Genomic DNA, 19095 nt, shown 5'->3' on the forward strand with positions numbered 1-19095 from the left:
CCGGGCAAACTGCTTTTGGGCATAAAAATGGTGCCGAACCGGATACGCCTCTCGGCGGTAGGCCGCTCGAAGCGGCTATAAGTTGAAGCCCGGGGGTTTCGCGGTTCGACACCAGTTTTAGTTTTCCCCGTCTGGCTGGCTAAGTCAACATTGACAGTCCGGGCCGGGCGTGGGTAGGTTCCGCCCTTAGGGCGCCTCAGTCCAGCTCGCCCAGCCGCCAAGCGTTTGCCGCGTGCTCGAGGTCTTCCGCGGTTTTCACCAGCTGGTGGGAGTTGCGGGTGAGCTTGCTGGCGTGGCCTTCGTTGCTGTGCTCGGCGCCGTCGGCAAGCGTTGCCTGGCCGAGCGCCACCACGCGGCAGAATGCAGCGGAACGTTCCAACGCGACGTCGAACTCGCCGTCGAACGCTCCCGACAAAATGGCGTCCGCCATGGTCTTCATCTCTTCGGCTCCGGGCGGTTCGGCCGCCCCTGCCACTACGTTGGAAACCTGCGCGGTGTCGCGGCCGGCCCTGAAGTAGACGGAGATGCGCTCCGGGTTCTGGATGGTGGCGGCGCGGAGGGCGTACAGGCGCCAGAGCGCGCCGGGCAGGCTGCGGGCCGGGCTCTCGGCCCACATTTCGGCGATCGCATCCAGGCCCTGCTCGTCGGCGAGTTTCACCAGCCTGCGCGTGACTTTGGGGTCGTCGCTGTCCCGGCCGCGCTTCACGAGCGCCTGGGCCGCGAGGTGTGCGGCCTCGGACACTCTCGCAGGGTCCGCGCCGCCGGCAAACGGTTCGAAATCGATGGGCGCGAAGGGCTTGGGCTTGTGGTGCCTGTTTGCTCCGCCGTACGCACGTGATCCTGGCTGTTCGCTCATGAGTTCACCGTACTCCTGTGCTCTGGTGGGGTCGAGTAACGCTTGTTTCGCTTGCTTGGGACCGAGCGGCGTGCCTCCACGACCCACTTTGCCGCCGCCGGTGGGCCGACACGCCGCTGTCCGCGGCGCGCCGCCGTCGTACTTCCGCTCAAAGAAGGTCACGACGGCGCACGCCGCCTCGGGTTCCTTACCTGCCTTGACCTTGGGGTACAGTATTCATGGCTGTTTCAACAGCTGGAGGGCCTTTAGCTCAGTTGGTAGAGCATCGGACTTTTAATCCGTGGGTCGTGGGTTCGATCCCCACAGGGCCCACCCTTCTAGACAGGCCGGAGACGTTGAGTCTCCGGCCTGTTTTGTTTTCCCAAGCCCGGGCTACCGCCGTTCTGCCACGAGCGCCGCATGGGGGCGGACTCCGGGATCCGTCCGCGAGTGCGCGCTCACCACGGCGAAACCTGCACGCTCCCACAGGGCGGACATCTCCTCCGCGGGCGAGAAGTAGGCGGGCGTTACGGCGTGCGGGAATTCCTCCACCGCGGTGCCGTCAGCTGTTCGAGGGAGCCCACGGAGAAAGGTATGTCCGGGTAAGTTTCCCGGGCCGTGGCGATGAACTCCGGAACCAGGTCCACCCCTTCGACGTCAGTGCCCAGTGCGTGAAGGAGGCCAGCCCACTGCCCCGGACCACAGCCGGCATCGATGAGCTTTCCATCAAGCTCGACGGCCCATTCCCGGACCAGTGCCCTGTCGGAAGGATGCGTACTGCTGATGGATCCGAAAAGGCCCGTGTACTCGGCAGCTCGGGCAGCATAGGCGGCCCGAACGATGTGCGATCGCATGAACCCAGCGTAGGTGCACGCGAAGAAATCTCTTGACTCCCACCCCATCCACCGACAGCATGGTTTCTATAACGTTGTAAATTGACTCGCACGCCCCGCACACCAGCAGACAAGGACCCACGCTTTGGGAGCCCAGAACAACACCGCCAAAATCACCATCGACCCCGCGTTCGTCATCGGCCCCGTGAGGAGGAAGACCTTCGGGGCTTTCGTCGAGCACCTGGGCCGCTGTGTCTACACCGGCATTTTCGAGCCGGAGCATCCCAAAGCCGACGAGGACGGATTCCGTACGGACGTCCTGGAGCTGACCAAGGAACTCGGCGTCTCAACTGTCCGCTATCCCGGCGGCAACTTCGTTTCCGGCTACCGATGGGAGGACGGGGTGGGCCCGAAGGAGAACCGTCCCACGCGTCTTGACCTCGCCTGGCACTCGAGCGACCCCAACCTGGTGGGCGTGGATGAGTTCGCCAAGTGGTCCGTGAAGGCCGGGGTGGAGCCCATGATGGCCGTGAACCTCGGCACCCGTGGAACCCAGGAAGCACTGGACCTGCTGGAGTACTCCAACATCAAGGGCGGCACGGCGTTGTCCGAGCAGCGCAAGGCCAACGGTGCGGTGGAACCCCACAACATCACCATGTGGTGCCTCGGCAACGAGATGGACGGCTTCTGGCAGATCGGTCACAAGACCGCTACGGAATACGCCCGTGTGGCGGCCGAAACCGCGCGGGCGATGCGCATGGTCAACCCGGACCTGGAGCTGGTTGCCTGTGGCAGTTCCGGCCCCAACATCCCCACGTTCGGTGAATGGGAGCGTGTGGTCCTCAACGAAACCTATGAGCTGGTGGACCTGATCTCGGCGCACCAGTACTTCGAGGACTTCGGCGACCTGCAGGAACACCTGTCCGCCGGCCACAGGATGGAAGCGTTCATCAAGGACATCGTTTCCCACATCGATCATGTGAGGTCGGCTACCAAGTCCGAAAAGCAGGTCAACATTTCATTTGATGAGTGGAACGTCTGGCACATGACACGCGACGAGTCCAAGGCGCCCACGGGTGACGACTGGCCGGTTGCGCCGGTTCTGCTGGAGGACCGTTACACGGTGGCGGACGCAGTGGTGGTGGGCGATCTCCTGATCACGCTGTTGCGCCACACCGATCGCGTTCATTCAGCGAGCCTTGCCCAGCTGGTCAACGTCATCGCGCCGATCATGACCGAGCCCGGCGGCCGCGCATGGAAGCAGACAACGTTCCACCCGTTCGCACTCACGTCCCAGCATGCCTCGGGCGCAGTACTCAACCTCGCCGTCGAGTCCCCGCAGTTGAACAGCGAAAAGACCGCTGGCTTTGGCGCATTGTCAGCCGTGGCAACCTACGACGCCGACGCCAACCAAGCCGTGGTGTTCGCCGTGAACCGTTCGGCGACGACCGCGCTGACGCTGGAAGCCGCCGTCGGAAGCTTGAACGCCGGCAAGGTTATCGAGGCCGTGACCTACACGAACAAGGACCCGTACTGGCAGGCGACAGCCGACGATTCGACGTCGGTCCTGCCGTCTGAAAACGTCAGTGTAAAGCTCGACGGCGGCAACCTCACCGCCGAGCTTCCGGCCGTTAGCTGGACCATGATCAGGCTGTCCCTGGAGCCTGAGGGGAACTAAGCGATCTGCTGCGTTCCGTCGTGGAAGGTCGGGAACGCTGAGATGGGAGTGACGGTGGCGGGAGCCGGCTTTGGTGATTGCGTTGCAGCTTCCGGAGCCGGGCCGTCAACGGTCACGATTTCCATGGATTCCATGTCCAGCAGACGACGGGTCCCCGTCTGGTCGTTGAGCCAAAACAGGTCCGTGCCCGCCACGGTCTTGACCACGGTGCCTTGGTGGTAGAGGCGGCCGTTGTGCCACGCCTCGACGTAGTCTCCCTGGCTCAGCGGGTGCGGTTTTTCCTGGCCGCCCGGTACGGCGCCGAATGCTTGGGCCAGGGTGGCCTGTGTCTTCAGCGCCTGGAACAGGTCCCTGTTTGCAATGCCCATGGTTGCCTCCTCAGCTGGCTCCGCCATTTACTTGGATCCAGCTTTGCGCAACTATGTTGCGGGCGCGTTGCAGGGGTATGAGCGACGTGTGACGGCTGAAGGAGTCTGTCTGGAGGCCTTAGTCTTCAAAGGAAGCGGGAAGATGCCGGTCTCCCGCGATATGGGCGACGACGGCCTCCGCCACCGCGCGCAGCTTGATGTTGCGATGGCTGGATGCATCCGCCAGGATCTGGAAGGCAGCATCGCGGCCACACCTGTTTTGCGCCATGATGATGCCCACGGCCGTGTCGATGGTGGTGCGGGAATCCAGTGCCGCTGCCAAGTTCGCGCGTGCGTCCTGCAGCTGCGACATCTTCAGGGCCAGCTGCAGTGCCTTCGCTCCCGTGGTGGTCACCCGCTGGGCTGCACGAACGTCCTCCTCACCGAAGCTGTGTGGATGCGCCGAGTACAGATTTACGACGGCGGCAGAGGTGCTGTTCAAGTCCAGGGGCAGTGCCAGGATGGCACCAATATCCGTGTCCTCCACGGCGTCCATGTAGTCCGGCCAGCGGTTTTCATGCCGTATGTCGGGGACATGGGTCATGGTCCGTGTCCGGAGGGCGCTGAGGCAGGGGCCGTCACCCAGGTCATTTTGAATCTTGTCCAAGCGGCGTGCCAGCGGGTCGCTGTCCGCTACGGCGACCGGCTTTTTCTGCCGCATAACCGTCATTCCGCACGATACCGTGTTGGCCGACGTTGTGAGTTCGTCCGCGGTCAATTCCACGAGGTCGCCGAGAAAGCCGGGAATGTCCGCGTTTTCCACCAGCAGATCCTGGATGCGCTCCAGAAAATTTGTCAGGTCTGTCCGGGATCCTGCGGATGTGGCGCTTTCAGAAAGATGATGTTGCATTTTTGTAGAAGATTGCACTTCTTCGTTCCGGGCCATTATGGCCTCAATTCAGCAAGGCCGGACTTCAGGCTTTTCCGGCTGGGCGGCTGGGCACTCGTGTTCGCGCCCAACCCGGATAAATCAGTTCCGGACCGTCACCATCCGGGATCTCATATTTCGACACTACGCTTATGGCGTGCGACAAGATACCGCGCCCCGTGCGTTCTCTGGTTGCAATGATGTATTTCACCTGCACCTAAGGAGTGCCGCATGGCAGTCACCATGAACGACGTCGCGAAAGTCGCCGGGGTCTCGTTGAAGACAGTCTCCAATGTCATCAACAACTATGAATTCATCCGGCCGGCCACGCGACAACGTGTCTTGGACGCCATCGAGGAGCTTGGCTACGAAACCAACCTGACGGCCCGCAGTCTTCGATCCGGGAAGACCAACATGCTGGGCCTCGTCCTGGCCGACCTTTCCATCCCGTATTACGCGGAGTTGGCGTCCGACATTATGAAGGCAGCATGGCATCGCGGCTACCGCGTCCTGGTTGAGCAGTCCGGCAATGAGGCAGGCCACGAGAAGGCAGCCATCCAGGGCCAATTCCGCAGCCTCACCGACGGCCTCCTGTTCATCCCCCTGGCCCTTGGTGCTGAGGAGATCATTCAGGCGGCCGGCACCAAGCCGTTGGTCCTCCTTGGGGAGTATGTGCAGGACCCGCGCCTGGACATGGTCCTCATCCAGAACCAGGAAGCCGCCGCCGCCATCACCACGCATCTGTTGGCCGGTGGCCGCCGTCGTATAGCAGTCCTGGGGGCGGCCGACGGCGACACAACAGGCAGCGCCGGCCTGCGGCTCAGCGGCTACAAGGCTGCGCTCGCGGACGCCGGCGTTGAGTACGACCCCGCCTTGCTGCTGCGGTGTGAGTGGCGACGAGATGGGGGAGCAGAGGCAATTGCCGGATTGTTGGACAGTGGCGCAGAGTTCGACGCCGTGTTCGGCCTCAACGACGCCTTGGCCCTGGGAGCTCTTCACGAGCTCCTGGTCCGTGGAAAGAAGGTGCCGCAGGAGATCGCCGTGGCCGGTTTCGACGACATTGAGGAGGCACGGTTCGCATCGCCGTCGCTGACAACCGTGGCGCCGGGGCGTGCGGAAATTGCGGAGCGCGCCGTTGAACTCCTGATCGAGAGGATCGAAAGCGACCAAGCCGTTGCCGGCGTGCGTCAGTTGGAGGCCGCCTTTGAACTCCGGGTCCGGCATTCCGCGCCTTAAGAAGTTCGAGTCAGGGCAGTTAGTGTTTGAGGAATGAACGTGATTCCTGCTGCCGTCCGTACCCCTGCCGTCATGATCGACGTCGACATCCTTGACCGCAACATCCAACGGATGGCCGAGAGCATGCAGTGCCGGGGGCTGAATCTGCGCCCGCACGTCAAGACGCACAAGACCTTGGAGATTGCTCGCAAGCAGCTGGCCGCTGGGGCAGTCGGAATCACAGTTGCCACCATCGGTGAGGCTGAGGTTTTTGCGGCCGACGGCGTCAAGGACATCTTCATCGCCTACCCGCTGTGGGTGGAAGCTGAACACGCTGACCGCCTCCGGGCCCTGGCCGCGGTTTCCCGCCTCGCTGTGGGTGTGGATTCGGTGGAAGGCGCGACGGCGATGGGTCACCGGTTGGGGTCGGACGCTGGTTCCGTCGAGGTACTGATCGAGGTGGACAGCGGCCATCACCGCAGCGGCGTCCTTCCCGACGAGGCAGTGGAGGTGGCCCGTGCTGCGGCCGCCGCAGGTCTCACCGTGGCAGGCGTTTTCACCTTCCCCGGCCACAGCTACAAGCCCGGAATGCCAACAGGGGCGGCAGGCAATGAAAACGAAGCACTGGGGCAGGCGGCTGCCGCCCTGGGCTCGGCCGGCTTCGAGGTGCGGACAGTCAGCGGCGGGTCAACGCCGACGGCCCTGCTTGATGGCCCCACGGCTGCAACTGAGCTGCGCCCCGGCGTCTACGTCTTTGGCGATGCCCAGCAACTGGAGCTTGAACGGTGCACCTGGGACGACATCGCCCTGACGGTGGCCGCTACGGTGGTCAGCCGCCACGAAGCCCGCGGCGGCAACGTCCGGCGCGTGGTGGTGGATGCCGGCAGCAAGGTCCTGGGCAGCGACCGTCCTGACTGGGCCACAGGCTACGCCCGGCTTCCCGAGTTCCCGGACGCAAGGGTGACCGCACTGTCCGAGCACCACGCCACAGTAGTCTGGCCGGACTCGGCCGGGCTTCCGGCGTTGGGCACCCGGCTGCGGGTGATACCCAACCACGTGTGCCTCACCATGAACCTGGTGGACGAGGTCTCCGTGGTGCGTGAAGGGGCTGTGGTGGACACGTGGACCGTGGCCGCCCGGGGCAGGAACAGCTAACCCAGCGCCGGAACGCTCTCAAGCAGGGTGTGGAACGCCCGGTTGTGGTAGACCAGCGGGGCTGAATCGCCGTCGTTGGCCCGGATGTCCTGAACCGTCGCCGCGAGAAGCACCGAACCTCCCAGTGGCGCGCGGTGGATGATGTCGCAGCGCAGCGCCCACTGGGCGTCCCGGAGCAGGGGTTCGCCGGTCGGAAGCGACTGCCAATCCATGTCTTCGGTGAAGCGGGGTGCCGCCGGGTCGGCGAAAGTGCGGGCCAGTTCGAGCTGGTCGGCCCCAACAAGGTGCACCACGATTGACTCCGCCGCTGCGATGATCGACGCCGAACGGCCACCGGTCACGGAGAAGGCAAGCGTTGGCGGATCCACGGCCACCGATGCCACCGAGGAGGCAGTGAGTCCCACCGGTCCCTCCGGTCCTGAGGCAGTGACGATCGCGACTCCCGCCGGGTGTGCGCGGAACGCGGCCCGGAAGAGCTCGCCGACAGCCGGGGACGGCAGGGGATTGGGGTGGGTCATCGCTATACCTTTGATGGAAAATGCTCGAATGTGGCACCGCTGGGCGCGCAGTATTCGATGCTAGAACCTCAACATTAGTTGAGGTCAATTCAGGCGACTCCGACCCCCGGCTGAGACAGTTCGGAAACGTGGCTGAAACGTCCGCTCCTTACGCTGGTCACATCAGGCCCAGCTCTGCCCAGCCCTAAGGAGATGTCGTGCACCTATTGCCCCGTGAGCAGGAGAAACTCATGATCGTGGTGGCCGCAGACCTCGCACGGCGCCGCCAAGGCCGGGGGCTAAAGCTGAACTACCCCGAAGCCGTAGCCATCATCAGCTACGAGCTCATCGAAGGTGCCCGCGACGGCAGGACCGTGGCGGAACTCATGAGCTACGGAACCACCCTGCTCAGCCGCGACGACGTGATGGAGGGCGTTCCCGAGATGATCCACGACGTCCAGATCGAGGCCACCTTCCCTGACGGCACCAAGCTCGTCACCGTCCACAACCCCATCCGTTAGGAGCCCCCATGATCCCCGGTGAATACAGGCTCCGGCCAGGTTCCATCGCTTGCAACAGCGGACGTGAGGCGATCGCCATCGAGGTCGTAAACCGCGGCGACCGTCCCGTGCAGATCGGTTCGCATTACCACTTTGCCGAAGCAAACCCCGCCCTCGAGTTCGACCGCGAAGCCGCATACGGCCGCCGCTTGGACATCCCCGCGGGCACAGCCGCGCGCTTCGAGCCGGGTGACAGGAAAACGGTCCAACTGATTGAGCTTGCCGGGTCCCGCGAAGTGTTCGGCCTCAGCAATGCGGTCAACGGAAGGCTCGACGGCGGTACTGGGGTTGCCGGGGAACCCCGCCCGGGCATCGCAGCGGAAAGGGACCACCAGTGAGCTTCGAAATATCACGCAAGCAGTACTCCGAACTCTACGGACCGACCACCGGTGACGCCATCCGTTTGGCCGACACGGAACTCTTCCTTGAGATCGAGAAGGACTACACGGTCCACGGCGAGGAAGTGGTCTTCGGTGGCGGCAAAGTCATCCGCGACGGCATGGGCCAGAACGGCCAGTTGACCCGATCGCAGGAGATCCCGGATACAGTCATCACCAACGTCGTGGTCCTGGACTACACCGGGATCTACAAGGCCGACATCGCCCTGAAAGACGGGCACATCTCCAAGATCGGAAAGGCCGGAAATCCGCAGATCACCGACGGCGTGGACATCGTCATCGGGGCCAGCACCGAAATCATCGCCGGCGAACGGAAAATCCTCACAGCCGGGGGCATCGATACCCACATCCACTTCATTTCCCCGGAACAGGTCCCCGCCGCATTGTGCAACGGCATCACCACCATGGTGGGCGGCGGCACCGGCCCGGCCGAAGGCACCAAAGCCACCACCATCACGCCCGGCGCGTGGCATATCTCCAGGATGCTGCTCGCTGCTGAGGGACTGCCCGTGAACATTGGCCTGTTCGGAAAGGGCCACGCGTCCGCCGTCGAGCCCCTCGCTGAGCAGATCCGCGCCGGTGCGGTAGGGCTTAAAGTCCACGAGGACTGGGGCTCAACCACATCCTCGATTGACATGTCCCTGCGTGTGGCGGACGAATACGACGTGCAGGTGGCCATCCACACAGACACCCTCAACGAGTGCGGCTTTGTGGAGGACACCATCCGGGCCATCGACGGCCGCGTCATCCACACCTTCCACACCGAAGGTGCCGGCGGCGGCCACGCCCCGGACATCATCAAGATCGCCGGTCTGCCGAACGTCCTCCCCGCATCGACCAACCCCACGCTGCCCTACACGAAGAACACCATCGAAGAGCATCTGGACATGCTCATGGTGTGCCACCACCTCAATCCGGACATCCCCGAAGACGTGGCCTTCGCCGATTCCCGCATCCGGGCCGAAACCATCGCCGCAGAAGACGTCCTTCACGACCTCGGCATCTTCGCCATCACGTCATCGGACTCCCAGGCCATGGGGCGGGTGGGCGAAGTCGTGACCCGGACCTGGCAGGTAGCCGATGCCATGAAACGCCAGCGCGGGGTGTTGCAGGATCCCTCGGGAGCGGAGCATGGCTCGCCGGACTCGGACAACTTCCGGCTCAAGCGATACGTGGCCAAGTACACCATCAACCCTGCCATCGCCCAAGGTATGGCCGATGTGATCGGTTCCGTGGAAGAAGGCAAATTCGCGGACCTCGTGCTCTGGGATCCGGCGTTCTTCGGGGTGAAGCCCGAACTCGTCATCAAGGGCGGTCAGATCGCCTATGCACTCATGGGCGACTCCAACGCCTCCATCCCCACGCCGCAACCACGCACCATGCGGCCCATGTTCGCCACGTACGGGAAGGCGCTCCAGCAGACGTCCATCACCTTCCTGTCCCAGGCAGCCATCGACGCCGGTGTTCCCGCCAACCTCGGCCTCGAACGCGTCATCAAACCCGTCACCGGCATCCGCGACCTCACCAAAGCGGACCTCAAATTCAACGGCGAAACGCCGGACATCGCCGTCGACCCCGAAACCTACAAGGTGACGGTCGACGGCGAAGAAGTCACCTCCCAGCCGTCCGACGTGTTGCCCATGGCGCAGCGCTACTTCCTGTTTTAGGAGCCCGCATGATCATCGAAAAAATCCTGGGCAACCTGCACGAGCAACCCGGGGCATTTGTTGGCCACCACACGGAAAAGGTGGTGCTCCCCAGTGCGTTGCTGGTCAAACGCATCCAGCGCGTCACCACCGACCACGGCAAGGAACTGGGCATCCGCCTGCCCAGCGGTTCGGGGGACCTCCGTGATGGCGACATCCTGGCGGCCGACGACCACAACGTCATCGTCATCTCCGTGTTGCCCACGGACGTCCTGGTGATCGCGCCGCGGAGCATCCACGAGATGGGTGTCGTGGCACATTCGCTCGGCAACCGTCACCTGCAGGCGCAATTCTTCGACTCCGAATCCGAGTACGGGGCCCAGGTCATGGTGTGCCAGTACGATCACACGGTCGAGGACTACCTGAAGAGCGTCGGCGCCCCCTACGACAGGCAAGAACGGGTCATGCCGGTGCCGTTCCGCCATGCTGAGCACTCGCACTAATCGTGTGCCGGAAACTGGTGGCGGCTGGGGCGCCGCCCCGGATTTTGGGCCGTGCCCGCTTCGCGATGCCCGCCACGCCGCGGCCCAAAAATCCGGCGCGGCTGGCTGTCGTCTCACCCTTGAGGGCGCTCGATGAGCGCCGGATATCAGCTTGCTCTTCAACAGTTGACTGATTCGGCTTTGCCTACGGGGGCGTTTGCTCATTCGTTGGGGTTTGAGGGTTATATCGAGCGTGGGCTTGTTGGGGATGAGGGGTCGTTTGGGGTTTGGCTTTCCGCTTTTGTGGGGCAGCAACTGACCTATTCCGATGGGTTGGCTCTGCGCTTTCTTTATGAAGGGGTGGATGTGGGGTTGTTGGATTCTGTTCTTTCGGGGCAGCTGTTGGCTCGGGAGGTGCGGGAGGCTTCCGTGAAGATGGGTGGGCGGCTGCTTGAGATCGGCGGGGAAGTGTTCCCATCGATGGAGTTGGATGGCTACCGGAAGTTGGTGCGTGAGGGGGGTGCTTCCGGGCATCAACCCTTGGCTTTTGGAGTCATCGCGCGGTCATTGGGTGTTCCCTTCGAGGAGGCCCTTGGTGCCTACCTGTTTGCCACGGTTACCTCGCTGACGCAGAACGCCGTGCGCGCCATACCGTTGGGGCAGAACGCCGGGCAGCGGGTACTTCGCCACGCGCACGACGCCGTCGCTGCCGCCACCCGGGATATAGCACGGCTGTGCTGGGACGACTTCGGGGCTGTCAGCCCCGGACTGGAAATTTCACAAATGCGGCACGAACGGCAACGTGCCCGCATGTTCATGAGCTAATGAAGGAGGACAAATGACTGAACCCATCAAGATCGGTATCGGCGGCCCTGTCGGAGCAGGAAAGACCCAGCTCGTTGAGCGGATCACCCGGCACATGAGCCGCGACATCTCAATGGCCGCCATCACCAACGACATCTACACCATCGAGGACGCCAAAATCCTGGCCGCCAACGGCATCCTGCCCGAAGACCGGATCATCGGCGTAGAAACCGGCGGATGCCCGCACACGGCCATCCGCGAAGACACGTCCATGAACACGGCCGCCATCGAAGAACTGAAAACCCGCCACCCCGGACTGCAGGTCATCTTCGTCGAATCAGGCGGCGACAATCTCTCGGCCACCTTCAGCCCTGAGCTTGTGGACTTCTCGATCTACATCATCGACGTCGCCCAGGGCGAGAAGATCCCCCGCAAAGCCGGGCAGGGCATGATAAAGTCCGACCTCTTCATCATCAACAAGACCGACCTCGCACCCCACGTCGGTGCGGACCTGTCCATCATGGAACGGGACTCCAAGGAGTTCCGCGGTGATAAGCCGTTCTGCTTCACCAACCTCAAGACGGACGAGGGGTTGGAAGACGTCCTCAACTGGATCCGGCGGGATGTCCTGATGCTCGACTTGGCACAATGACCTCGCTCATCTCAGTGCCCGTGCCTGGTCCGGCGGCTTCGCCGGATTTTGGGCCGTGCCCGCTTCGCGATGCCCGCCACGCCGCGGCCCAAAAATCCGGCTCAGCCGCCTCGGTGGTCCAGTCGCCCCGAGGTGAACTCCGGCTGCGCATCGCCGAACGGGGCGGGAGGTCTGTGGCTTCGCGGCAGTTTCATGAGGGGGCTTTGCGGGTTTTGCGGCCGCACTATCTCGACGAGTCCGGGCAGGTTTGTTATGTCATGGTCAATCCGGGTGGGGCGTATCTGGGGGCGGATTTGTTCCTCATTGAGGTGGAGGTCGAGGACGGGGCTGACCTGCTTCTCACTACGCAGTCGGCTACCAAGGTGTATCGGACGCCCGGGTCCTTCGCGGAGCAGCGGATGAGTGTGTGGCTGGGGGAGGGCTCGCGGTTGGAGCTGTTGCCCGACCAGTTGATTGCCTACCGGGAGGCGAGCTACCGGCAGAATTCGCACATCAGTCTCCACCCGACGTCGTGCTTTGTGATGGCCGAAGTCATCACGCCCGGCTGGTCGCCCGACGGTGCGGTGTTCCGCTATGAGGAAGTGCGGCTCAGGAACGAGATCCGGGTCGAGGGCGCCGCCGGGGCGCAACTGCTGGCGCTGGACAACCTCCTGATCCGGCCTCCGCTCAATGATGTCACCGGGCTGGGGTTCATGGAGGGCTTCAGCCATCTGGGGTCGCTGGTGGTGGTGGATCGCCGGGTGGACCAAGGGCTGGCTGACCGGTTGCATGAGCTGACCCGCGGATTTGACGCGTACACCGGAGTTTCTTTGACGGCGACTATTGCCGGAACCACAGGGCTTGTGCTGCGATCGTTGTCGAACAGCACCGAAGAACTCAACACACTGCTGGGTGCCTGCACCACCTTCCTGCGGGAGCGCTGGTACGGGCAGGGGCCCCTGAACTTGAGGAAATACTGATGACTGCGCTGACCGGGTTCGCCGCCATGTACCGCGAGCGGGATGCCCTGTCCCTCCGGACGCGCATGCTGTTCACCTTCGGTGCCGTCGCCGCGTTGCATCTTGCCGGCGTCGTGCTTTTGCTTGCCGGAAGCGCCGGGGGAGCCCAGCCGCTGGCGCTCGGCTTGGTGGTCACCGCTTACGTTGCGGGCATCAAGCACAGCTACGACTGGGACCACATCGCGGCCATCGACAACTCGACGCGCAAGTTCGTAGCCCAGCGGAAGGACCCGGTGAGCGTTGGGTTCGCGTTCAGTCTCGGGCACAGTTCGGTGGTGATCCTGGCCGGTCTGCTGGTGGTTGCGGGCGCCACGTTGATCGGGCAGTTCATGGAGGACGGCACCACCGGCAACCTGGTGCTGGGCCTGATCGGCAGTGGAGTGTCCGGACTGTTCCTGTTGGCGATGGGACTGTTCAACGGCTCGGCCTTCATCCGCGCAACGCAGGTTTACCGGAAGGTGCAGAACGGCGGTGAGCTGCGCGCTGAAGACCTGGAGGCCAAAGGTTTTGTGGCCCGGCTGTTGGCAAAACCCCTGTCCAAGGTGGAGCGGCCCAGGAACATCTACGTGATCGGATTCCTGTTCGGCCTGGGTTTCGATACCGCCACCACCATCGGGCTGCTGGTCATCACGACGACGGCGTCACTCGCCGGCGTTTCTCCGCTCGCCCTGATGGCCCTTCCGCTGGCGTTCACGGCAGCCATGACCCTGTGCGACTCCATCAACGGGGTTGCCATGATGAAGCTGTACAAGTCCGCCATCCATGACCCCCGGCGGAAACTCGGCTTCAACGCCGTCATCACAGGCATTTCGGCAGTCTCGGCGCTGTTCATCTCGGTGATCACGCTGGGCGGCTTCGTCAACGCTGCCTTCGGACTGGATGATCCTCTGACAACCTGGCTCGGCGGGATCGACCTGGGCGATGCGGGATTGATCCTCGTGGCGTTGTTCGTGATCGTGTGGGCTGTCTCTGCCTGGCGCGGCCGGGTGTTGCGGCGCTCCGCGTAACCAACGGCACACAAATATTTTCCGCTCCCTGTAACCGGCGTGCCCGAGCCGGAAACTAGACAAGTATCCTGCAGGTCCGGGCTCTATATTTCAGGGGGAAAATCGTGCTTTCCGAGCGCGAATTGGCGTTCATCGCCATTCATAAAGACAGCTATCCGTCCGTCTTCAAGTTTGTTCGCCGACGCGTGGAATCGGCGGATATAGCCGAGGAGATCGCCGCCGACGTTTTCCGCGTCGTCTGGCAGAAGTGGACCGATGAGTCCACCCCGGAACTTCCATACCTTCTGACAGTCGCCCGCAACCTGGTGGGGAACGCGTACCGGAGCCGCGACAGGCGACTCGCCCTGCAGGAAAAGCTCCGGACGACGGCGGTCCAGCGCTTTGGGGATGACTCCGAGAACGTCGTGGTTCAGGACGCCTTAATGCGGATGCGGGAACAGGACCGCGAAATCCTGCAACTCGCCTATTGGGACGGTTTGAGCACGGCCGAAATTTCCGGAGTCCTGCAGTGCAGCGAATCAGCGGCGAAAGTCCGCTTGCACCGCGCACGTACGGCTTTCCGCAAACAGATGCCGGCGGCCGAATTTACTACACAGAAGTTGGGGGCGTGAAGATCATGGATCCTATCAAGAACCAGATTTCAGCAATTGACCCGTGGGATATGAGTGACGCTCCGGAGCCGAAGGGCGAGGAAGCACTCCACAAGATTCTGTCCGGGACCACGGTATTCAGCGATGCAAATATTCCATCCAATGTGACTTCCCTTGATAAGCGCAGGGCACGGAAGTTCCAGATTGCCGGTGGATTGCTGCTCGGTGCTGCAGCGGTGACGGCCGGCGTTCTGGTGGCCGCCAACTTCGGGCCGGTCAGTGCCACCCCGGCCCCTGCAGCGACGGTAGCTTCAGCCGAAGCCACTGCCACACCTTCTGTGTCTGCTTCGCCGTCGCCAACGGCCACGCCAACGCCTACTCCGACAGCTACTCCTACAGCAGTTGCAACGCCCCAACTCACCTCCACGCCTGTCGCCACAGCCCCGGTGGTGGCGCCAACGCCCGTTTCGACAACGACGCTGCCCCATGCTGCCCAGGTCCAGAGCTACACGTTCCCTGACGGGCACCTCTCGTTCAGCTACCCAGTCGGATGGAGCGTCAAGACGGAGCAGGGCCCCTACCTGTCAGAGGAAACGAAATCGGGTTCGCAAGGAGCCACTGTCATGGACAGCGCCGGGACGCCCGTTGCCTACGTCTACAGCGGTTTCTATGGCGACGGTACCGGCGCATTCGTCAAAAGGACGGTCTTTGATCAGGCGCCGGTCACGGGGGTTGTGGCTTCGGATGCGCCGGATGACCTGGTGCAGTTCGGGTTCTTCTCGGATGTGGGAGCCCAGATGGTTGAGCCTGGCCAGGATCCTTCGGCTGCCTTGGGGGACCAGACCCCGCACTACTCGATGGACGTCCGTCGTAGTTCACAACTTGGCTCCGGCGAAACCAGCTCGGGAACCAACCAGATCAAAATGCCCAACGGGGTCATGGCCGCCCGCGTAATTTTCGACTACGAGAAGCAGCCGATCTTTGCTTCGCCCGAGGCCGCGAGGGCATGGATGGGAACTACGCAGTACCAGCAATTGAAGTCTCTGCTGTTGAGCCTTCGGTATGAGTAAGTGCAGTTAATGACAAGATATATTACAGATTTGTCAATTGCATGACTTGCTTGTAGATAGATTTCCTTCATTGCGCTAGCCTGAACTCGTCGTTGCGCAGCAAATGGGGTGCCTGGTTTCGATGCTTCCCTTGCGTGCGGCCTCGTAATGGTCTCAAGCAAAGGAACCTCTCAATGAAATCCCCTTCCTCTCGTACCAGGGCCATAGCGGCCTTCACCGCTGGTCCTGTCGCGGTACTGATTGCCGGAGCGATGGTGTGGCAGGGCTCGCAGGCCGCGTTCACTGCCACCACCCGCAACTCCGGAAGCTCATGGAGCACCGGCAGCGTCACGCTGACAGATGACGACCTCGGGGCCGCAGCTTTCACAGTGGAGAACATCGTCCCGGGACAGACGGGCCAGAAGTGCATCGTGGTGACGTCGAATTCCAATGTTCCGGGCGAAGTGCGCGCATATACGCAGAACCTGATTACGGACAGGGGTCTGGAAAACCGCATCTTCTTCGACCTGGAGCAGGGTACGGGAGGCTCTTTCAACGACTGCACCGGTTTTACTCCCACGGCCAACACGGTTCCGGAGCTGCCCATTTCCACCTTGGCGGCGAACAGCCGCGACTATGCGACCGGTGGTTCCATCTGGGATACCGCGGGTACTCCCGGTGAGACGCAAAGCTATCGGGGCACGTGGCGTTTCGACACCACGGGTTTGACCCAGGATCAGGTGAACGCGCTGCAGGGTGCGCGGGTGGGCATCGACATCGTGTGGGAACTGCAGTCGGACACCGCCCCCACCCCGTAGCCGAGCGACTGGACACACCGCTGAACCGTGAGCTTGGACCATAAGGACAGCGCCGCACAGGCCCTGTTCTCCGCTGAAGGATGGGTGCCTTTTGTCGTTGGCATCGTTGCCCGGGTCTACCTGGGCATTTCCCTGAGCTTGGCGGTCATCGCACTGTTCCCCGCGCTCCTGGGGTGGGGTGGAAGCGTGGTTCAAAGCGGTTCAATGGAGCCGCACATCAGCCCTGGCGATGTGGTCCTCTCATCGACGCTTCCGGACACTTCGCCTGTTCCCCTGGGTGGTGTGGTGGAGTTCCTGAGCCCGGCCGAGGCCGAGCCGGACGGGGTCGGCAAAACGCGCCTGCACCGCATCGTCGGTGCCAACGACGACGGCAGCTATATCACTGCAGGTGACGCCAACACCGACGTCGACAGCACGCCAATGAAACGGGAGCAGATCACCGGGCAGGCCCGGCTGTTGGTGCCCATGGTTGGTCTACCGGGACTGTGGTTGACGCATGGGACACTGCCGCAGCTCGCTGTGTGGTCGGTCGGTACGCTCCTGGCGGTGGTCTGTGCGATCTACCTGGGCGGCTCGTCCGCAGATGGGACGGCGGGCACGGCGCGGGCCCGGCGGGACGGACAACAAGCCCGGCGGCGGTCTTCCGCAAGCATCCCGGCAGGGCTCGCCTTGCCGGTCCTGTGGACGAACCCGCGCGTCAAAGCCGTGGCAGCCTTCCTGCTCGCGGCGCTGATTGCGATCCTTGTGGTCCTCGGAGCCACGGCAGGAACCTCAGCTGCCGCCTTCACGTCGGTCACCTCCAGTACGGGGAACAAATGGGCGGCATCAGCTGACTGGAATCCACCCACGGTGTTGCTGGCGGATCCGGGCACTTCCGTCAGGGACACCGTTGCCCTCCAAGCCACAGCGCAGGATGCCGAATCCGGCATCAGAAGTATCGACGTCGAATACCTCCGCGATGGGGCGTCCGCCTGGACGAATATCTGCTCCGCTTCCAGCGCCGCCGTCACGTGCCAGTGGAACACCAAAGCAGCGCCCGACGGCGGTTACAGCCTCCGTGCGCGCGCTACTGATAACGCCGGACTCGCCTCAGTGACCGCGCTCCGCAGCACGACGGTTGCCAACAACCTGCTGGTGGTTCTTGCCAGCCCGGCCGAAGCCATCCGGGGAAACGTGCCGCTTTCCACCACCCTGCTTGGCGCTGGAAATTCCATTTACACGGTACGGGTGGAGTACTCGCTGGCCGGAGCGAACAAGTGGAGCATTGCCTGCCCCAGCATCCTGGCCCCCTACAACTGCACCTGGAACACCGCACTTGTGGCAAATGAAAGCTACGACCTCAGGGCCGTGGCTGTATCCGGCCTGACCACCACCTACTCGGCAGTCATTACGGATATCACCGTGGACAACCTTGCCCCCACCGTCGCACTTACGGACCCCGGAACGCCGCTCAGTGGTGTCCGGACCCTCGCGGCAACCAGTACGGATGCCCACTCGGGCGTTGCCCAGGTCAGCTTGCAGTACGCGCGCACCGGGACCAGCACATGGGGTACGGCGTGCACCGTCGTTGACAGCCCCTATTCCTGCCGATTCGACACCACGACCTTGACCGATGGGGGTTACTCCTTCCGGGCGGTCAGCATGGACGCGGCAGGAAACAGCACCACCTCTGCTGCCGTCAGCAGGACCGTGGACAATACGGTCGCATCTGTGTCCTTGGAGGATCCCGGCGCCTACCTGACGGGGACCGTGCCTCTGACCGCGGCGGCAAACTCAACGGCAGGGGTGGCTGCTGTCAAGATCCAGGCAGCCCCTGCCGGGACAACCACCTGGAGCACGCTCTGTACTTTGGCCGCCGCCCCCTATGCCTGCAACTGGAACACTGCTGGAAGTGCGGATGGGCCGTATGACCTCAGGGCCGTGCTGACGGATCGCAGCGGGAAGGACACTTTTTCGTCGACAGTGGCATCGCGAAGGGTGGACAACAGCCCACTCCGCGCGGCGGACATCCGCGCCACCAACGGAGGCCTCACCCAAGGAAGGTTGGAGTCCGGAGATTCCATGAGCTTCGTTTACAGCCAGCAGGTCAATCCGGCCACGGTCACCCCGGGCTGGGCCGGTGCGTCACTCCCGGTGACCGTGCGCCTGAGGGACGGCAACGTCCTGGGGCTGGGGAACTCACAGGACGTCTTGGACGTCCAGAGGGCGGGCAGCAGCGTGAATCTGGGCTCGGTGAACCTGAAGCAGAACTTCGTCAAGAGTCGGAAGACTGTGGTCTTCAACGCCACTATGACGGCCAGCACGGAGACCGTATCGGGCGTGCCGCGCACTGTGGTCACCGTGGTCCTGGGCACTGTGGTCAGCGGCGGTTCCGGTGTTCGAACTGCAGGGGCTGCGGCCGCCATGGTCTGGACTCCCACAGCTGCCGTCACGTCGCTCGCGGGAACAGCTTGCTCACTCGCCCCACTCACCGAGCCTGGAACTCTGGATCGGGACTTCTGAACAGCGCTGTGCTTTTGCATCTAGCTGAGTAGAAACGCTGTGCAAATGCCCATAACGAAGCGTCCGCAGCTTACATAGGGTTAGAGAGATCTACTTCACAC

At 63.1% G+C, this 19095-nt stretch carries 20 protein-coding genes and 1 tRNA gene; 16 read left to right on the forward strand and 5 right to left on the reverse strand.

All coding sequences use genetic code 11. The features are described 5' to 3' along the window. Positions 1 to 196 precede the first annotated feature (196 nt). Positions 197 to 856: a hypothetical protein gene (locus ACFVSI_RS11195; RefSeq protein WP_387823195.1), complete on the reverse strand. Its 660-nt coding sequence runs from the start codon at positions 854 to 856 to the stop codon at positions 197 to 199. A 239-nt stretch (positions 857 to 1095) separates the two neighbouring features. On the opposite strand from ACFVSI_RS11195, the gene ACFVSI_RS11200 reads away from it, so the two are divergent. Further along, positions 1096 to 1168 (forward strand) — tRNA-Lys (locus ACFVSI_RS11200). Between the two features lie 194 nt (positions 1169 to 1362). Here ACFVSI_RS11200 and ACFVSI_RS11205 read toward each other — a convergent pair. Continuing rightward, positions 1363 to 1689: a class I SAM-dependent methyltransferase gene (locus ACFVSI_RS11205; protein WP_387823197.1), complete on the reverse strand. Its 327-nt coding sequence runs from the start codon at positions 1687 to 1689 to the stop codon at positions 1363 to 1365. A gap of 124 nt (positions 1690 to 1813) precedes the next feature. On the opposite strand from ACFVSI_RS11205, the gene ACFVSI_RS11210 reads away from it, so the two are divergent. Beyond that, the gene (locus tag ACFVSI_RS11210) at positions 1814 to 3346 is read left to right on the forward strand and encodes an alpha-N-arabinofuranosidase (protein ID WP_387823200.1); all 1533 of its coding nucleotides are present in this window, start codon (positions 1814 to 1816) and stop codon (positions 3344 to 3346) included. Here ACFVSI_RS11210 and ACFVSI_RS11215 read toward each other — a convergent pair. Continuing rightward, complete coding sequence (locus ACFVSI_RS11215; protein WP_387823203.1) at positions 3343 to 3714, reverse strand: hypothetical protein; 372 nt, start codon at positions 3712 to 3714, stop codon at positions 3343 to 3345. The two genes, ACFVSI_RS11210 and ACFVSI_RS11215, sit on opposite strands and share 4 nt — an antisense overlap. A gap of 118 nt (positions 3715 to 3832) precedes the next feature. Continuing rightward, positions 3833 to 4603: a GAF and ANTAR domain-containing protein gene (locus tag ACFVSI_RS11220; protein ID WP_387823205.1), complete on the reverse strand. Its 771-nt coding sequence runs from the start codon at positions 4601 to 4603 to the stop codon at positions 3833 to 3835. A gap of 249 nt (positions 4604 to 4852) precedes the next feature. Here ACFVSI_RS11220 and ACFVSI_RS11225 point away from each other — a divergent pair, with 249 nt between their 5' ends. Further along, positions 4853 to 5857 carry a LacI family DNA-binding transcriptional regulator gene (locus ACFVSI_RS11225; protein ID WP_387823208.1) on the forward strand — a complete coding sequence of 335 codons (1005 nt, stop codon included), beginning with the start codon at positions 4853 to 4855 and terminating at the stop codon, positions 5855 to 5857. Positions 5858 to 5890: 33 nt separating this feature from the next. Then, positions 5891 to 6991 (forward strand): D-TA family PLP-dependent enzyme, encoded by a 1101-nt coding sequence (locus ACFVSI_RS11230; protein WP_387823210.1) that lies wholly within the window; start codon positions 5891 to 5893, stop codon positions 6989 to 6991. Here the strand turns inward: ACFVSI_RS11230 and ACFVSI_RS11235 are convergent. Beyond that, positions 6988 to 7509 carry a flavin reductase family protein gene (locus ACFVSI_RS11235; protein ID WP_387823213.1) on the reverse strand — a complete coding sequence of 174 codons (522 nt, stop codon included), beginning with the start codon at positions 7507 to 7509 and terminating at the stop codon, positions 6988 to 6990. The two genes, ACFVSI_RS11230 and ACFVSI_RS11235, sit on opposite strands and share 4 nt — an antisense overlap. A gap of 197 nt (positions 7510 to 7706) precedes the next feature. On the opposite strand from ACFVSI_RS11235, the gene ACFVSI_RS11240 reads away from it, so the two are divergent. The 12 genes from ACFVSI_RS11240 to ACFVSI_RS11295 all read left to right on the forward strand — a co-directional run bounded on the left by ACFVSI_RS11240 (position 7707) and on the right by ACFVSI_RS11295 (position 18994). Further along, positions 7707 to 8009 carry an urease subunit gamma gene (locus tag ACFVSI_RS11240; RefSeq protein WP_214857918.1) on the forward strand — a complete coding sequence of 101 codons (303 nt, stop codon included), beginning with the start codon at positions 7707 to 7709 and terminating at the stop codon, positions 8007 to 8009. An 8-nt stretch (positions 8010 to 8017) separates the two neighbouring features. Continuing rightward, positions 8018 to 8386, forward strand: a complete 369-nt coding sequence (locus tag ACFVSI_RS11245; RefSeq protein ID WP_387823217.1) for an urease subunit beta — start codon at positions 8018 to 8020, stop codon at positions 8384 to 8386. Continuing rightward, a complete protein-coding gene (ureC, locus tag ACFVSI_RS11250) occupies positions 8383 to 10113 on the forward strand; it encodes an urease subunit alpha (protein ID WP_387823220.1) in 1731 nt (576 codons plus the stop codon). Before ACFVSI_RS11245 ends, ureC begins: the two co-directional genes overlap by 4 nt. Positions 10114 to 10121: 8 nt before the next feature. Further along, entirely contained in the window at positions 10122 to 10595 is a 474-nt protein-coding gene (gene ureE, locus ACFVSI_RS11255) for an urease accessory protein UreE (RefSeq protein WP_387823223.1), read from the forward strand. A gap of 132 nt (positions 10596 to 10727) precedes the next feature. After that, the gene (locus ACFVSI_RS11260) at positions 10728 to 11399 is read left to right on the forward strand and encodes an urease accessory protein UreF (protein ID WP_387823226.1); all 672 of its coding nucleotides are present in this window, start codon (positions 10728 to 10730) and stop codon (positions 11397 to 11399) included. A gap of 13 nt (positions 11400 to 11412) precedes the next feature. After that, entirely contained in the window at positions 11413 to 12030 is a 618-nt protein-coding gene (ureG, locus tag ACFVSI_RS11265) for an urease accessory protein UreG (protein ID WP_387823229.1), read from the forward strand. Beyond that, complete coding sequence (locus ACFVSI_RS11270; RefSeq protein ID WP_387823232.1) at positions 12027 to 12989, forward strand: urease accessory protein UreD; 963 nt, start codon at positions 12027 to 12029, stop codon at positions 12987 to 12989. Before ureG ends, ACFVSI_RS11270 begins: the two co-directional genes overlap by 4 nt. After that, the gene (locus ACFVSI_RS11275) at positions 12989 to 14035 is read left to right on the forward strand and encodes a HoxN/HupN/NixA family nickel/cobalt transporter (protein ID WP_387823234.1); all 1047 of its coding nucleotides are present in this window, start codon (positions 12989 to 12991) and stop codon (positions 14033 to 14035) included. Before ACFVSI_RS11270 ends, ACFVSI_RS11275 begins: the two co-directional genes overlap by 1 nt. Before the next feature lie 104 nt (positions 14036 to 14139). Beyond that, positions 14140 to 14646 (forward strand): RNA polymerase sigma factor, encoded by a 507-nt coding sequence (locus ACFVSI_RS11280; RefSeq protein ID WP_144663114.1) that lies wholly within the window; start codon positions 14140 to 14142, stop codon positions 14644 to 14646. 5 nt (positions 14647 to 14651) lie between these two features. Then, positions 14652 to 15695 carry a hypothetical protein gene (locus tag ACFVSI_RS11285; RefSeq protein ID WP_387823238.1) on the forward strand — a complete coding sequence of 348 codons (1044 nt, stop codon included), beginning with the start codon at positions 14652 to 14654 and terminating at the stop codon, positions 15693 to 15695. 173 nt (positions 15696 to 15868) lie between these two features. Continuing rightward, positions 15869 to 16492 carry a hypothetical protein gene (locus ACFVSI_RS11290; protein ID WP_387823241.1) on the forward strand — a complete coding sequence of 208 codons (624 nt, stop codon included), beginning with the start codon at positions 15869 to 15871 and terminating at the stop codon, positions 16490 to 16492. 27 nt (positions 16493 to 16519) lie between these two features. After that, entirely contained in the window at positions 16520 to 18994 is a 2475-nt protein-coding gene (locus tag ACFVSI_RS11295; RefSeq protein WP_387823244.1) for an Ig-like domain-containing protein, read from the forward strand. Positions 18995 to 19095 lie beyond the last annotated feature (101 nt).

Origin of the sequence: Paenarthrobacter sp. NPDC057981 (assembly GCF_042886835.1) — a bacterium.
In the GTDB taxonomy this organism is placed as follows: Bacteria; Actinomycetota; Actinomycetes; order Actinomycetales; family Micrococcaceae; genus Arthrobacter.